We start from the raw sequence: 15,253 nt of genomic DNA on the forward strand, positions 1-15,253 counted from the left end.
ATAAAGCACATGAAATTTACACTCTCCTGGCTGAAAGAGCATCTGGAAACCGACGCCACGCTCGACGAGATCTGCGCCCGCCTGACGATGATCGGGCTGGAAGTGGAAGAGGTCGACGACAAGGCGGCGTTCAAGCCCTTCGTCATCGCCAAGGTTCTCTCGGCCGAAAAGCATCCCCAGGCCGATCGCCTGAAGGTGCTGATGGTCGATACCGGCAGCGGTGCGCCCGTTCAGGTCGTCTGCGGCGCACCGAATGCGCGCGCCGGCCTCGTGGGCGCCTTCGCTGCCCCCGGCACCTATGTTCCTGGCATCGATGTGACGCTCGCCATTGGCAACATCCGCGGTGTCGAGAGCCGCGGCATGATGTGTTCGGAAAAGGAACTGGAAATTTCGGACAGCCATGACGGCATCATCGACCTTCCGGAAGATGCGCCTGTTGGCACGAGCTTTGCCGCCTATGCTGGCCTTGACGATCCGGTCATCGAGATCAATCTGACGCCGAACCGCCCGGATTGCACCGGTGTCTATGGCATCGCCCGCGATCTCGCTGCCTCCGGCCTTGGCACCCTGAAGCCCCGCCTCACGCCAACCTTCCCTGTCCAGGGCGAAACGCCGACCGAGCTCAAGATCGAGCTGGATGATGCGCGCCTGTGCCCCGGCTTTTCGCTGCGCCTCGTGCGCGGCGTCAAGAACGGCCCGAGCCCGAAGTGGATGCAGCAGCGCCTGCTCGCCATCGGCCTCCGTCCGATCAGCGCGCTGGTCGACATCACCAACTATATGACCTTCGATCAGGGCCGGCCGATGCACGTTTTCGACGCCGCCAAGGTCAAGGGCAATCTGGTCGTGCGCCGCGCCAGGGACGGCGAAACCGTGCTGGCGCTGGACGAGCGCGAATACAAGCTCAACCCCAGCAATGTCGTTATCGCCGACGACAACGGCGTCGAATCGATCGGCGGCATCATGGGCGGCGAGCATTCCGGCTGTGACGAGAACACCACGGACGTGCTGATCGAATCCGCGCTCTGGGACCCGATGAACATCGCCAAGACCGGTCGCAGCCTCGGCATCATTACCGATGCGCGCTATCGTTTCGAGCGCGGCGTCGATCCGGAATATATGGTGCCCGGCCTCGAGCGCACGACGGAACTGGTGCTTGCCTGCTGTGGTGGCACGGCCGCCAAGGCCCGCGTCGAGGGTTACAAGGGCTATGAGGCAAAGGTCGTCGATTTCCCGCTGTCGGAAGTCGAGCGCCTGACCGGCCTCGAAGTCTCGGCCGATGAGAGCAAGTCCATCCTGACCAAGCTCGGCTTCTCGGTCTCCGGTTCCGGCGAGCGCATCTCGGTCGCCGTTCCCTCCTGGCGTCCGGATGTCGATGGCAAGGCCGACCTTGTCGAAGAAATCATGCGCATCCATGGCGTCGACAATATCAAGCCGCAGCCGCTTAGCAGCCATGCCGCCGTCAACGGCAAGATCCTGACGACGCTGCAGATCCGTACACGTATCGCCAAACGGGCGCTCGCCTCCCGCGGCATGCTGGAAGCCGTCACTTGGTCCTTCATCTCCGAAGATCAGGCGAAGCTCTTCGGCGGCGGCTCCAACGCGCTGAAGCTTGCGAACCCGATCGCCGCTGATATGTCCGACATGCGTCCTTCGCTGCTGCCGGGCTTGCTTTCGGCCGCGCAGCGCAATGCCGACAAGGGCTATGGCGATGTCGCGATCTTCGAAGTCTCCGGCACCTATGAGAATGACGCGCCCGAGGGCCAGCGCCGCGTTGCCGGCGGCATCCGCCGCGGCACGGCAACGCTTGTCGGCGCCGGCCGTATGTGGTCGAACGCCACCAAGGGCGGCGGCAAGCCGGTCGATGTCTTCGATGCCAAGGCCGATGCTCTCGCGGTGATCGAGGCCTGCGGCCTGCCGATGGGCAATATCCAGATCGAGCAGGGCGGGCCGGCCTGGTATCACCCCGGCCGCTCCGGCACCATCAAGATGGGTCCGAAGGTCGTGCTCGGCTATTTCGGTGAGTTCCATCCGAAGACGCTGGAAGCGCTCGACGTGTCGGGTGCTCTCGCCGGCTTCGAAGTCTATCTCGATGCCATGCCCGAGCCGAAGAAGAAGGCCACCCGCACCAAGCCGGCGCTGGAACTTTCTCCCTTCCAGGCCGTCAAGCGCGACTTCGCCTTCGTGGTCGACAAGTCGGTGGAAGCCGGCGCGATCATCCGCGCTGCGACCGGCGCCGACCGCAAACTGGTCACCGGTGTAAACGTCTTCGACATTTTCGAGGGTGCATCGCTTGGCGAGGGCAAGAAGTCCATCGCCATCGAGGTGCAGATCCAGCCGGCAGAGCGTACGCTGACTGATGAGGATTTCGAGGCACTGACCCAGAAGATCGTGGCGAACGTCACGAAGTCGACGGGTGGAGTGCTGAGAGGGTAGAGCGGCTTATCACTATCAGTAGCTCTTGCGTTTGCTGATAGTGCAACACCCCCCTCTGTCCCTGTCGGGACATCTCCCCCACAAGGGGGGAGATTGGTAACTCGTGGCGCTCGCGTCCCTCAAGGAAATATCGAGTCCATAGAAACCGTAGCTTATTGTTTTACGGATAAAGAGAGGCATACTCCCAACAATCTCCCCCCTTGTGGGGGAGATGTCGCGACAGCGACAGAGGGGGGTATCAGACGCTCGGCATAAAAGGCGTGCCTCGGGCCGCATCATCTACCGATGCAGATGATAAACCTTGTTCACCACACTCCAGCGCCCATCGATTTTCACCAGCGATAGATAGTCCGAAAACCGCATCCCGGCGAATTCGTCGACGACCTTGACGGTTGCGGCATCGCCTTCGATGTCGATCAACTCGATCTCCATCAGCGGTATGGTGCCGGGCGGCGCACTGCCTTCCTCAACGATCGCGGCAATGAATTCATCCCGCGTCATCCATTCCACCGCGCCCTGGTAATTGCCGATGATCGCTGCTCGCGGATGGAAGGCCTTGCGCAGTGCCGGCTCGTTCGCGAATGCCATGCCATCGACATAGAGATGAACAACCGCACGGATTGCCTGCTCTTCCGACATCTCGTCATTCCTCGTTTGAGTTATGCCTAAGATATCATAGACGCCGGCGGCTGACAAAAATGCGAGGTCGTGATCGCAATGATTTGACTTATATTATTCGACAAAAACCCGCACGCTTGCTGCGCGCCCTGCCGCATCGATGACCGTCAGCGTCGAATAGCCGGCGCCGTCGGGCGTCCATTGGTTGGTGCGGCGGCGCGACATGTCGGGTAGCGGCTTGCCGTTGGCGAGCCAGCGGAACGGCGCCCTGCCACCCTGCAGCTTCAGCGCCAGCGGCATGATCTGGTCGTTGCCGCTGCTGGCGCCGAGATCGACGCGTGCGCCTTCCGGCGGATAGACGATCTGCGGGGCGGGTTCACGGCTGGAGGCGGCCAGCAGCCCGGCGGCGGTCACGGAAAAGCGCCGCTGGCTGATCGGCAGTTCGGTCGGCGCGATGCGCACGGCGCCCATGGGAGCGGCTGGGAAGGGGGTTATGGCAACGCCGGATTTCGCAAAGGCTTCGAACAGGATGGGCGCGGCGGAAACATAGCCCGCCAGCCCGGGCACGGCGCCATTGTCCGGACGGCCGACCCAGACGCCGAGCACATGCGCGCCGTCATAGCCGATCGACCAGGCATCGCGGTTGCCGTAGCTGGTGCCGGTCTTGTAGGCGATACCGAGCTGTTTGCTGCCGCGCGGCGCGATGATATCGGAGAGAATGTCGGTGATGTTCCAAACCGCGATCGGCTCCATCAGCGGCTCGCCGTCGATCGGCCCCGGCTCGTCCTGAATGCCGTCGCCGATCCGCATCGCCTTGCCGCGATTGGCAAGCCCGGCATAGAGCTGCACGAGGTCCTTCAGCGTCACGCCGACGCCGCCAAGTCCGATGGCAAGCCCGGGCGCTTCGTTCGGCGGCAGCTTCGGCTTCACCTCGGCCCGGCGGAAGCGCACCAGCAGCCGCGTGGGACCTACGGCATCGAGGAGCCGAACGGCCGGCACGTTGAGCGACAATTGCAGCGCCTGCCGTACGCTGACATCGCCCTGGTAGCTCATGTCGAAATTGCGGGGACGATAACCGTAAAAATCGGCGGGGCGATCCTCGATGATCGTTTCCTGCGCCACATAGCCCTGCTCGAAGGCAAGGCCGTAGATGAAGGGCTTCAGCGTCGAGCCGGGCGAGCGCAGGATGCGGGTCATATCGACCCAGCCGGCGCGCGAGGAATCGAAATAATTGGCCGAGCCGACCTCGCCGATGATCTCGCCGGTCTTGGCGTCCGCCATGATCATGGCGACCGACACTTTCGGCCCAAGCCGCTTTGCCGCCGCATCCGCAACGGCTTCAAGGCCCTGCTGCACATCACGCCGGAGCGTCGTCTTGTGCTTGATGACGCCGGGCTGCTTGCGAAGCGCCAATTCGGCGACATGCGCGGCATAGGCGGGCAGCTGCCGGCGCTGAGCCGGAATGGGTGAAAGCGAAGCGCGCTCTGCTTCCCCTTCTCCGATAATAGCTGCCACGGCAGCGCGCTCGAGCACGCGATGGCGGGCGGCCTGTGCGGCGGCAAGATTGCGGTCCGGCCGGCGCTTTTCCGGCAGTTGCGGCAGCGCCACAAGCAAGCCCGCCTGGGCGACGGTCAGGTGTCGCGGCTCCTTGCCGAAATAGGCAAGGCTCGCCGCGCGCACGCCTTCGAGATTGCCGCCATAGGGGGCATGCGTCAGGTAGAGATCGAGGATCTGTTCCTTGGTCAGCCGCCGTTCGATCTGGATGGCACGGGCGACCTGCAGGAGCTTCGCCGTCATCGAGCGCTCGCTGCGCGGCTCGATCAGACGCGCGACCTGCATGGAGAGCGTCGAACCGCCGGAGACGATGCGGCCATGGGTGAGGAGCTGTAGGAAGGCGCGGCCGATCGCCATCGGATCGACACCGTGATGATCGTAGAAGCGCCGATCCTCATAGGCGACCAGCATGCGGAGATATTGCGGATCGACATCGGCAACATCGGTCTTCAGCCGCCAGCGGCCCTCGGGCGTGGCGAAGGCGCGCAGGAGATCGCCATTGGCGTCGAGCACCTCGGCCGAGACTATGCGGGCATTGTCCAGCGGCGGCGGATAGGCGCGGTCCGCAGCCTCCAGGCCGAAGACCACAGCCACCGCCGTCAGGGCCGTGGCTCCAAAGCCGATCGCGATTTTCCAATGCGCCTTCATGTCTGCTCGTTACTGCTGGGCGCCCAGCACCTCCATGCGGCCCATCGCCGTGCGGGCCGAGAACTGCGGACGGTACATGTCCTCGACGCTTGCCGCCGGATGGTCGTAGACGCCGGGGGTTACGGCGCGCACGACATAGGCGAATGTCATGTCACGGTCCGCTCCGGAGCCCTGGTCGAAGGCGGCGACAAAGCGGTCGTTGCGGAATTCGACATGGGCGGGCTGAATTTCGCTGAGCCAGTCGAAGTTCGAAAGCTGGGCGCTATTGACGATGCTCGGATTGTCGATCTCGAAGCCTGCCGGGAGGAGATCGGTCACGAGGATGCGCTGCGGCCAGTCATTATCCTCGGTCACATGCAGGACGACCACGTAGCGTTCGTTCTGCTGTGCCTGGCTGACATTCGCCTCTTCGCCATCGAGCGTGTAGTACTTGCGCTCGATCTTGAAGCCGTTGCCACCGGCCGGCAGCTGCGCGACCGGAGCCGCGACCGTGGTTACGGCAGCCGACAGCGGCTGGCGCGTCGTGTTGGTCACGGTCAACGGATGGCCCATCAGCGCATCGCCCGACATCTGCGCCATATAGGTGCCGCTATGGGCAGCACCATTGACGTCGATCGTCAGGCCGTCATCGCCGTTCTGCAGGGCGCGGGCGGCGAGCAGCATCCAGGTCTGTTCCTGGGTGCTGGTATATTTCCGGCTCTGCCAATCCTTGGCGACGACGCTGGCGAGTTCCGGAATGATCGGCGGCACCGGGCGGCTTTCGGCAGCCAACGCCAGCACGGCCGCACCGTCGCGCAGCGACGAGCCGTAATCCGAGCGGACGAAGCTGACCTTTGTGACTGCCGCCTTCTGCGACATCTGCAGCGAGTCCACGAAGATGTTGCGAGAGCGCTGAGCATCCCCATAGAGCGCGAGAGCCGCAGCCAGATGCGCCTTGGAGAGCGGCGTCGGAAAGTCGTTCAGCATCGTGTCCGCATAATATCGCAGATCGCTGATCGAGGCCTTCTTGTTGCGCGCGAGCACATAGAGCGCATAGGCGATTTCGTTGCCGTTGTCCTTGACGTTGGTGTTGGCGCTCAGCGCATTCTGGAGGTTTTCGAGGCCCTGCACCATCGCCTGGTCCGGCACGTTGTACTTCTGCTCGCGGGCGCGGGTCAGGAAGTCCATGACGTAGGCGTCGAGCCAGAGATCGCCGGAACCCGGTCCCCAGAGACCAAAGCTGCCGGTCGAAGACTGGTAGGACAATTCGCGATAGATCGAATCCTGCACGCGCTTCTGGATCTCGGCGTCATCGGCAAGGCCATTCTTGATGGCCATGTCGCTGAAGTAGAGCAGGGGCATGGCGCTGCTCGCCGTCTGTTCCGCGCAGCCATAGGGATAGCGGCTAAGGCTCATCAGCAGCGCCGGCACATCGAAGGCGCTGGAGCGGCTGACATTCACGCTGACAGAGGCGCCGGGTAGCACGCTATCGGCAAGAAGATCGGCATTGACGGTGAGGCTCTTGCCGGGGGCCAGCGCGATGACGCGCCGTTCGGTGACCGGCAGCTGCGACGGACGAACCGGGATATCGACCGATTGATCGAGCGACATGCCCGAAGCATTCGACAGCTTGATCGAAACCGTGCCGTCGCCCGGCTGTCCGCCGGTCAGCGGCAGCGTGATGTTGTATTTGCCGCCAGTCGCCAAGTTGATCTTCTGTTGGGTAGCGTTTGCATCCACCGTCACGGCGCTGTTGCCTGTTACCGCGAGCGTGTATTCGCCGGCCGGCGCATCCGTATTGGCGACATCGAGGCGCAGGTTCGCCTTGTCTCCAGGTGCCAGGAACTTCGGCAGGCTTGCGGTGACGACGACAGGATCGCGGATGATGACATCTTGGGTCGCGTGACCGACGCCGGCCTTCGACCAGGCAACCGCCATCAGCCGCGCCGTGCCGTTGAATTGCGGAATGTCGAAGCTGACATTCGCTTTCCCATTCGCATCAAGCTTGATGGGACCGGAGAAGAACGCGATCAGCTTTTCCTTTGGCGGGCTTGCTTGTAAAGCCGCCTGTCCGCCGTCGCCGCCGGTGCGCAGCTTGCCGGTCGCGCCGAGCGAGCCATCGATGAGGCGACCGTAGATATCGCGGATTTCGAGGCCGAGCTGGCGCTGGCCGTAATACCAGTCATCCGGTGCCGGCGGCTGGTAGCGTGTGAGGTTGAGGATGCCGACATCGACGGCGGCGATCGTCACATAGGCGTCCTCGTTGGCGCCAGCGCCTGATACCTGCAGGCCGATATTAAGCGGCTGACGCGGAAGGGTCTTCTGCGGCGCGTCGATCTTGATCAGCAGCTTGCGCTCGCCGGGGTCGACGGGAGCCCATTTGATGCCGATGGCGCGCATCGGCATGCGGCTCTCCTGGGCATCGCCGGGACGGAACAGTGTCGCGGTCAGATAGGTGCCGGCACCCCAGTCCGCCGTCACCGGAACATCCACTTCGCCGCCCTTGGCGCCGATATCGGCATTGGTGACCGAGATCAGCGTTTCCGAGCCTGCCGTCACCATCAGCTGGCCGGCATAGCGCGAAGTAACCTTCAGCTTGGCCGTATCGCCGACATGGTAGCTCTCCTTGTCGAGCGCGATCTCGAGCGCGTCAGGCGTTTCCGTCGAGGTGGAGGCGACATACCAGCCGGCATTGAATTCCACGCTCGATTCCGGGCCGTTCGCGTCGGCCGTGGAGACTTCGAGCCGGTAGCGGCCCCAGGTAACGGGCATGGAAATGGCCGCGCCGTCCGTCGTAGCATTGACCGTGCCGACGGCCACCTGCTTGGTGGACATGATCGGCTCGAACTTCCAGCTGCTGCCGTCGCGATACCATTGATAATTGCGCTCGACGCTGAGCAGCTTCCAGGTCAGGCCCTGCATGGCCTGTTTCTGGCCATTGGCGTCGACAACGATGACATGGAAGTTGCCGACGGAGTTTTCCCCGAGATCGCCATCGAATTCCGGCTTGATGCCGATGCGCGGACCGTCCGCCTTGACGGGCAGCGTCAGCGAGCGCTCGACGGCGCGGCCGCCGGCTTCCTGCATGCGCACCGTGATATTGGCGTTCAGGAGCTGCGTGGTCGAAGGCGTATCGTTGATCGTGACGTTGAAGGTGGTCTTGCCGTTTTCATCCAGCGCTTGCAGGTCTTCGAGCGGCACCTGCGTGCTTTCCGCCTTGCTGTCGCCGCTGCTGCTGTCGTCGTCGTCATTGTTTGCGTCTGCCTTGCCGGCACCCTCGTCGGCGAGGCCGAACTGATAGCCCTTGTAGGCATCGCTCTGGCGCGTCGGCTTCAGCGTCACTTCGCCTTCCAGATTGAGGCCGGCGGCCGGCGCACCATAGAGGTAGCGTCCGTCGACGTTGACCGGTGTCGGCTGGCCGACTTCGATCTCCTTGGCGTCGCTCTTCATGTCGAATTCGATGCGATCCGGCACGAAATCGTCGACGAGGAAGGTCTGGGAGCCGATGGAGGAGCCCTTCGGATCGGTGTAGATGTTCATCGTCCAGGTGCCGCGCATCGAGGTCTGCTGCAGCGGCAGGTCGACATTGTAGCCGCCGAGCTTGCCGCCATCGGTGACGATGCGGCGGTCCTCGACGCCATCCGGACGCAGGAAGACGAAGGTGAGTGGCAGGTTTTCGACCGCCGTCGAGCTGACGTCGCGGGCAAGGGCGGAGGCATGAACGGTTTCGCCGGCACGGTAGATGCCGCGTTCCGTCCAGGTCAAAAGGTCGATCGCACCAGGCGCGGTTCGACCGGCGACGCCGCGATCGGAAAGATCGAAGCCGGCGCGCGTCATGTCGAGGAAGACATAATCCTGATCGCCGTTTTGGGCGGTAATCACGGCCGGCGTCATGCCAGCAGTACCGCGCATCAGGCCGGCGCTGAAGACGGCGCGTCCGTTGTCGTCGGTCTTCGCCGTGCCGAGGATTTCATTGTTCTTGGCGAGCAGCTGCAGCTGGATGCCGGCCAGCGGCTTGGCGCTGCCGAGCGAGCGGGCGAAAACGTTGAGCCCGTCGGTGCCGGCATAGGTGGTGACGCCGATGTCGGAAACGACGAACCACTGCGTCGCCTGCGGGTCCCATTCATGGCCGCCGCTCTCGGGCGCAACCGCCGTCAACACATAGACGCCGGGCTTGCGCTTCGGCAGTGCCTCGTCCACAGGGAAGCTGGTCGCGACTTCCTTGTTGAGTTCCTGCTTGATCTCGATGGAGCCCTGCCAGACCAGTTCGCCATTGGTATCCTGTATGGTCTGGGCGCTGTAGCTGTCCACCTGCGTCAGGAACTGCGAGTTATTCAGAAGCTGCGCGATATTGCGGTCGCCGATGCGATAGAGCTTGAGATTGGCCGTGTTGGCGTTGACCGAAACGATCGGGATGCCGTGGCGAGCAGTCGACGGCAGGACGAAATTGTCGCCGGTGAAGCGTAGCGAAGCGGTGCGATCCTTGACGTAGATATCGACATTGACCTGCGAGGCGAGGTTTTCGTCCACCGAGGAGGGCAGGCCGGCGCGTAGCGAAATGCGGTAGTGCTGGCCGAATTCCAGACCTTCGACACAGATCTGGTTGTCCTTGGCGTCGACACCCTTCGGCGTGGCGCCGTTGAGGGTGACGAAAGGCGTGTAGTCGACGCCGCTCTTCACCAGCTTTTCGGAGAACTGCACGCAGGCGCGGGGCGAGGCATTGTCGTTGTCGAGCGTATTGCCGGTCACGCGGAAGCCCTGGCGAGCCAGAAGATCGTTATAGGCTGCCTGGACGGCGGCGGAGCTGACGAGATTGAGGCTTGCCTTGTAGGCGCTGAGCGCGGGGCGATAGTTCTGCGCATTCTTCAGCGCTTCGGCGAGCACAGCCAGCGCATCGGCGCGGCTGCTCGTCGTGCGGGTCAGTTGGTAGCCGTTGAGCGCGGCATAGGCGGCCCGCGTGGCGACGGACGTGTCGTTCGTGATCGTATTGGCGGCGTGCGCCATCTCGATCCACAGATCACCATTGTCGGGATTGATTGAAAGCGCGCCCTGGAAGGCGTTTAGGGCATCGTTGACATTGCCCGAAGTCAGTTCGATGCGGCCGAGCGCGATCAGGCTTTCGACGCCCTGGCCCTTCAGCTCGTTGCCGAGCGTCAGCGTGTTCTTTGCATCGCGCGCGCTCTGGACGAAATTGTCGGAAAGGAAGGAAAGGGCAGGGGCAGCGCCGATATCCGGCTCGCTGGTGGCGGCCGTCTCGACGATCTTGCCGGCGATCGCGCCGGGGAAACTGTTGAGCTGATTGAAGTCCGACTTCATGAAGCACCACTTCACCTTGGGATTGTAGGTGAAGGCCTTGCAGGACTTGTCGCCGATGCAGGAGGCGGAGCACTGATCCAGCGTCACATTCTGCTCTGTGCGCAGATCGAAGCCGAAGTAGTCGCCATCCTTCGTGGTGACCACCTGGCGCTTGACGTCAGCGGCGACCGAAGGGGTCAGAGATGCGAAAGTGGCGAGAAGAAAAGCAGAGAAGCCGATAAACGCGCGCCTAGACATAAGTCCTCCCCACGCTGCCCGTTTTTGATGGCGGCAATCTTCAAATTTCGCACCCGTTTGTCAACCGAGCGTGGAGCTTTCGAACGAGCTTCGCGTCCATGACGATCAATCTAGGAATTTGAAAAAGCCTGCAATTCAGGCGATTCGCATGTTCGGCCATCTTCTCTGCGATGCTTCACTTTTCTTTTCGGTCCCAAAAAGACACCGGCCTTTGCGGCCGATGTCTTTGTGTGGGCAGAAGGAGCAGCCCGTTTGTCATATATTCGTCATCGCCAGGGAGGCATCGGTGTATCGTTTGCCGGCGACCGTTTCGGGCGAGATGATGCCACCAAGTTCCTTCAACTCCTGCGGCGACAGCGCGATATCGGCAGCGGCGGCGTTCTGCTCGAGATGGTGCAGTTTGCGTGCGCCGGGGATCGGCACGATGTCGTCACCCTGATGCAGCACCCATGCGAGCGCCAGTTGTGCCGCCGTGACATTCTTTTCTTCGGCAAGAGCTTGAAGCCTTGCGACCAAGGCCGCGTTGGCATCGAAATTCTCGCTCTGGAAGCGTGGCAGCGAGCGGCGGAAATCGTCGTCGGCGAGATCCTCCGTCTTGTGGATCGCTCCGGTCAGGAAGCCGCGGCCAAGCGGGCTGTAGGGCACGAAGCCGATGCCGAGTTCGCGGCAGGTGGCGAGCACGTCTTCCTCGGGATCGCGGCTCCAGAGCGAATATTCGCTCTGCACTGCAGCGATCGGATGTACGGCATGGGCGCGGCGGATGGTGGCAGAGCCGGCTTCGGATAGGCCGAGTGTGCGCACCTTGCCCTCTTTCACAAGCTCCGCCATGGCGCCGACCGTATCTTCGATCGGCACATTCGGGTCGACGCGATGCTGGTAGAAGAGGTCGATGACATCCGTGCCAAGTCGCTTAAGGGAAGCTTCGGCGACTTCCTTGACATGCTCGGGCCGGCTGTCGACGCCGATCATCGCCGCCGGGCCACTTTTCGTGAGATCGAGCTTGAAACCGAATTTGGTGGCGATAACAACGCGGTCACGCACAGACTTCAGCGTGCGGCCGAGCAGCTCTTCATTGGTGAAGGGGCCGTAGACCTCGGCGGTATCGAAAAAGGTGACGCCGAGATCGACGGCGCGATGGAGCGTCTTGACGGATTCGGTCTCGTCAGTGGCGCCATAGGCAAAGCTCATGCCCATGCAGCCCAGTCCAACGGCGGAAACGGTGAGATCCTTACCTAGCCTGCGGGTTTTCATGATGTATTCCTTCTTGAGACGTATGGGAGCGACAGGGGCTCGTGTCCGCTGCCTACGAGTTCAAGTTAGGGTTCCGGACAATGAATGAAAATCCATGCAAATTCTTACAGGTTGTTCTATAATTTAGATCAATGAACAGAACACAGCTCTCTCAGCTTGCGGTTTTTGCCGCCGTCGCCGCCCATCGCAGCTTCCGTGCCGCCGGCAAGGAATTGTCGATTGCGCCATCGGCGGTCAGCCACGCCGTCTCCAGCCTTGAGGAAAGCCTCGGCGTGCGGCTGCTTGCCCGCACCACGCGCAGCGTGCTTCCGACCGAGGAGGGGCAGGCGCTATTGCAACGGCTGGGGCCGGCCCTGGAGGAAATCGATATCGCGCTGGAGGATGCGCTTGCGACCCGCGGCCGCCCGGCGGGGACACTGCGCATCACCGCGCCGCGTTTTGCCTCCGATCTGCTGATGGCGCCGCGCATCGGCGATTTCCTCAATACCTATCCCGATATCACCCTTGAAATCGCCAACGAGGACGGCTTCAGCAATATCGTCAAGGAAGGCTATGATGCTGGCATCCGGCTGGCGGAGAGCATCGAAGGCGACATGATCGCGGTGAAGATCTCTCCGGATATACGCACGGTTATCGCCGGGTCGCCTGCCTATTTCGAGAAGCATCCGAAGCCGTTGCATCCACGCGATCTCGTCCATCACCGCTGCATCAAGCGGCGATTTACCGATGGCTCGATCTATCGTTGGGAATTCGAGAAAGACGGCCGCGAACTGGTCGTTGCCGTCGATGGCCCCCTGATCGTGATCGAGGATCGGCTCGGCGTTTTGGCCGCCCTCAATGGCGCCGGCCTCGCCTATCTTTTCGACATTCGCGTGCAGCAGGAATTGGCCGAGGGCAAGCTCATCCGCGTGCTTGAGGACTGGTGCCCGCCCTATCCCGGCTTCTGCATCTACTATCCGAGCCGCCGCCAGATGCGCCCGGCGCTCAGAGCCTTCATCGATTTCTTCAAATATACCGGACCCTGACATAGCTGCTGACAGAAATCGGGTGGCGGCAGTGCCATAACTCGTCTCGACTGATCGAATGGTTTCAGGAAGGGATTATAGCGATGAGAAAACCGGGATCGATGAAGGGGCTTGAGGATCTCGGGCGCGTCAGGCTTTCGAAGAACTTCTTCTTTCGCGATTTCCTGCATTCGGAAATCGCGGATTTCTATCGTATTCCCAATATTCCCGAAGACCCGGATCTGGCGATCGAGGCTGGACGCCGGCTTTGCGAGGAATTGCTGGAGCCGCTGGAGGCGACATTTGGCCGGCTACATATCCGTTCCGGCTACCGTTCGCCCGAAGTCAATCAATTCGGCAACAAGCACGGGCTGAACTGCTCGACCAATCCCCATACCGCCGCGCACCACATCTGGGATATGCGCGATCTCGACGGCTGCATGGGGGCTGCCGTCTGCATCGTCGTGCCCTGGCTGATCGATCACCATAGTCACGAGGGCGATTGGCAGAGGCTCGCCTGGTGGATCCACGACCATCTGCCCTACGCCTCACTTTGCTTCTTCCCGAAACTTTGGGCCTTCAACATCCAATGGCACGAGCGGCCCAAGCGGGCCATTCAGAGCTTCGTCAGTCCACGCGGCATGCTGACCAAGTCGGGCATGGCCAACTGGGAAGGCGACCATTCCGCTCATTACGAGGGCTTTCCCAGACTTAGAAGCTGATGCGATAGCGAATGTGCCCGTCGCTCTCAACATAGGTGTCGTAGAGCTTGCGGGCGGTCGCATTGCCCTCTTCCGTATGCCAGTAGAGACGTGCCCAGCCGTTCGTCTTGCAGAGCGCGACGAGATCGTCCAAGAGCGCCCGACCGACGCCGTGGCCTCTGGCACTTTCATCGACGAATAGATCTTCCAGATAGCAGTCGGGCGCGCGCACCCATGTGCCTTCATGCGTGAGGCTGAGGGTAAAGCCCTTCACTTCGCCATCGACATCGGCCACGCGCATGAAGATCGCCGACGCCGGATCGAAGACCCGGCGCCATGTCGCATCGGTGATATCAGGCGCGACGGTGACGCCGTAGAAAGAGAGATAGCCGTCCCAAAGCGCGCGCCAACGGGCTTCGTCTTCGGGTCTGGCGTCGCGGATCGTCACGGTCATAGGCCTGCCTTTCCTATTCGCCGGCTGCGTCGAGCAGACGCATGGCGTCATCGGAAAGCGAGAGCTTCGCCGAATTGATGAGCGCGTCGAGCTGGCTGAGGCTGGTGGCGCTGGCGATCGGAGCGGTGACGCCGCGTTTGCGCAAGAGCCAGGCAAGCGCGATCTCGGCGGGCTTGGCGCCGGTTTCGGCTGAAACCTTGTCGAGGGCTGCGAGAATGCGCAGGCCCTTGTCGTCGAAATAGGCTGAAACCCGGTTCTCGCGCGCCCGTCCCTCGGTATCCGCCTTGGTGCGGTACTTACCGGTCAGGAAGCCGGCCGCGAGGCTGAAATAGGTGATGACGCCGATCTCTTGCTTGACGCAGAGATCCGCCAGCGGCCCCTCGAAGCTGTCGCGGGCGTAGAGGTTATATTCCGGCTGCAGCACGTCGTAACGCGGCAGACCAGCCTTTGCGGCAGCATCGAGCGAAGCCTGGAGCTGCGTCGCATCGAGGTTCGAGCAGCCGACATGGCGGATCTTGCCCTGTTCCTTCAGCTTGGCATAGGCGGCGAGCGATTCCTCATGCGGCGTCTCTGGGTCCGGCCAGTGCGAGAGATAAAGGTCGATGTGATCGGTCTGCAGCCGTTTCAGAGAAGCCTCGGCCGCCTCGATGATATAGCCGGCCTTGAGGCCTTTCTTGCCCGGCCCCATCTCCGATCCGACCTTGGTGATGATGATGGCCTTGTCGCGCGCAACGCGGCCCTGCTTCAGCCACTTGCCGATGATCTCCTCGGAATCGCCGCCCTTGTTGCCGGGGACCCAGCGGGAATAGACGTCGGCCGTGTCGACCGTGTTGAAGCCGGCGTCGAAGAAGGCGTCGAGCAGTGCGTAGGAGGTTTTCTCATCGGCCGTCCAGCCGAAGACGTTGCCGCCGAAAACGATGGGGGCGACAAACAGATCGGTTCGTCCAAGCTTGCGCGTGTCCATGCTATTTCTCCAGGTCATTTGAAAGGTAAACCGGCGAGCGGACGCCGGAGGAAGGGACAAGGCAGGCTATCGGCCTTTCGCGGCGAAAACCACA

9 protein-coding genes are annotated in these 15,253 nt (G+C 62.3%); 3 read left to right on the forward strand and 6 right to left on the reverse strand.

Going from position 1 to position 15,253, the window contains the following annotated elements; genetic code table 11:
• Window positions 1-9 precede the first annotated feature (9 nt).
• A complete protein-coding gene (gene pheT, locus AC13RC_RS33005; RefSeq protein ID WP_488559679.1) occupies window positions 10-2,433 on the forward strand; it encodes a phenylalanine--tRNA ligase subunit beta in 2,424 nt (807 codons plus the stop codon).
• Between the two features lie 279 nt (window positions 2,434-2,712).
• On the opposite strand, the gene AC13RC_RS33010 is transcribed toward pheT, so the two are convergent.
• The 4 genes from AC13RC_RS33010 to AC13RC_RS33025 all read right to left on the reverse strand — a co-directional run bounded on the left by AC13RC_RS33010 (window position 2,713) and on the right by AC13RC_RS33025 (window position 12,036).
• Window positions 2,713-3,072 (reverse strand): nuclear transport factor 2 family protein, encoded by a 360-nt coding sequence (locus AC13RC_RS33010; protein WP_113329872.1) that lies wholly within the window; start codon window positions 3,070-3,072, stop codon window positions 2,713-2,715.
• A 93-nt stretch (window positions 3,073-3,165) separates the two neighbouring features.
• Window positions 3,166-5,253: a penicillin-binding protein 1C gene (gene pbpC, locus AC13RC_RS33015; protein ID WP_488559680.1), complete on the reverse strand. Its 2,088-nt coding sequence runs from the start codon at window positions 5,251-5,253 to the stop codon at window positions 3,166-3,168.
• Between the two features lie 9 nt (window positions 5,254-5,262).
• Complete coding sequence (locus tag AC13RC_RS33020; protein WP_488559681.1) at window positions 5,263-10,785, reverse strand: alpha-2-macroglobulin family protein; 5,523 nt, start codon at window positions 10,783-10,785, stop codon at window positions 5,263-5,265.
• A 255-nt stretch (window positions 10,786-11,040) separates the two neighbouring features.
• Entirely contained in the window at window positions 11,041-12,036 is a 996-nt protein-coding gene (locus AC13RC_RS33025) for an aldo/keto reductase (protein WP_113351409.1), read from the reverse strand.
• A gap of 131 nt (window positions 12,037-12,167) precedes the next feature.
• On the opposite strand from AC13RC_RS33025, the gene AC13RC_RS33030 reads away from it, so the two are divergent.
• Together AC13RC_RS33030 and AC13RC_RS33035 are read left to right on the forward strand one after the other, a co-directional pair.
• Window positions 12,168-13,061 (forward strand): LysR family transcriptional regulator, encoded by an 894-nt coding sequence (locus AC13RC_RS33030; RefSeq protein ID WP_488559682.1) that lies wholly within the window; start codon window positions 12,168-12,170, stop codon window positions 13,059-13,061.
• Between the two features lie 83 nt (window positions 13,062-13,144).
• Window positions 13,145-13,762, forward strand: coding sequence for a hypothetical protein (locus tag AC13RC_RS33035; protein WP_488559683.1), 618 nt, complete (start codon window positions 13,145-13,147; stop codon window positions 13,760-13,762).
• Here the strand turns inward: AC13RC_RS33035 and AC13RC_RS33040 are convergent.
• On the reverse strand, window positions 13,752-14,195 hold the full coding sequence (locus tag AC13RC_RS33040; RefSeq protein WP_488559684.1) for a GNAT family N-acetyltransferase: 444 nt from the start codon (window positions 14,193-14,195) through the stop codon (window positions 13,752-13,754). The two genes, AC13RC_RS33035 and AC13RC_RS33040, sit on opposite strands and share 11 nt — an antisense overlap.
• Window positions 14,196-14,208: 13 nt before the next feature.
• Complete coding sequence (locus AC13RC_RS33045) at window positions 14,209-15,159, reverse strand: aldo/keto reductase (RefSeq protein ID WP_488559685.1); 951 nt, start codon at window positions 15,157-15,159, stop codon at window positions 14,209-14,211.
• Window positions 15,160-15,253: the final 94 nt, after the last annotated feature.

The sequence above is a fragment of the Martinezella sp. CNPSo 3890 genome (assembly GCF_057784455.1).